The sequence below is a fragment of the Mesorhizobium sp. M8A.F.Ca.ET.202.01.1.1 genome, assembly GCF_004791595.1.
Taxonomy (GTDB): Bacteria; Pseudomonadota; Alphaproteobacteria; order Rhizobiales; family Rhizobiaceae; genus Mesorhizobium.
The window spans coordinates 1-312 of sequence record NZ_SRUN01000208.1 but is presented as its reverse complement, the minus strand read 5'-3'; the positions used below and the strand labels follow the sequence as shown (position 1 = coordinate 312).

At 60.9% G+C, this 312-nt stretch carries 1 protein-coding gene; it reads right to left on the bottom strand.

Annotated elements, in window-relative coordinates; genetic code table 11:
• On the bottom strand, positions 1–312 hold a 312-nt coding region (locus EN845_RS34520; RefSeq protein WP_245511889.1), incomplete at both ends, for a thiamine pyrophosphate-dependent enzyme.

Here is a 312-nt window from a genome sequence, read left to right as displayed (position 1 = left end):
GGATGAGCACGACCAGCCGATGTCCGAGGCGGATCGCCGTCTCCAGTTCCTGCGAGTTCATCATGAAGCCGCCGTCGCCGCATATAGCGAGAACGCGACGTTCCGGACAGAGCATCGCGGCAACGATTGCTGAAGGCAGCCCTGCGCCCATGGTGGCGAGCGCATTATCGAGGAGAAGCGTGTTGGCTACCCGGGTGCGGTAGTTGCGAGCGAACCAAATCTTGTACATTCCGTTGTCGAGGCAGACGATTCCGTCCTCAGGCATAACCTGACGCACGTCGTGCACGATTCGCTGCGGCGTTAGGGGGTACC